This window comes from Oleiphilus sp. HI0132, assembly GCF_001635845.1.
On the sequence record NZ_LWGJ01000637.1, the window covers coordinates 1 to 522 of the forward strand.

Genomic DNA, 522 nt, shown 5'->3' on the forward strand with positions numbered 1-522 from the left:
ATTCGTCGCTTTACTCGTATATGGGTACAAACATTGTTGCCACCGGCGATAATGATGGCTTTGTACTTCGTCATCTTTGGCAACTTGATTGGCCCGAGAATTGGTGACATGGACGGTTTTGACTACATGGACTTTATTGTTCCCGGCTTAATCATGATGTCAGTGATTACTAACTCCTATGCTAACGTAGTGTCCTCTTTTTTTAGCATGAAGTTTCAACATAGCATTGAAGAAATTCTGGTCTCACCTGTACCTAACTGGGTAGTCTTGTCCGGTTATGTGATGGGCGGTGTTGGTCGCGGTATATCTGTTGGTCTGATCGTGACACTACTGTCGCTGGGTTTTACCGATTTACGTGTTGAAAATATCGCCGTAACGGCCAGCATTGTTATTCTGACGGCTATCCTGTTCTCGATAGGCGGTTTTATCAATGCGATTTATGCGACAAAATTCGATGACATATCGATAGTGCCAACGTTTATATTGACGCCACTTACTTACTTGGGGGGTGTTTTTTATAGT

General features: G+C 43.1%; 1 protein-coding gene. It reads left to right on the forward strand.

Annotated features, from left to right (window positions below; genetic code table 11):
- Positions 1 to 522, forward strand: a 522-nt coding sequence (locus A3766_RS07760; RefSeq protein ID WP_068642049.1) for an ABC transporter permease, incomplete at both ends; no start/stop codon positions are given.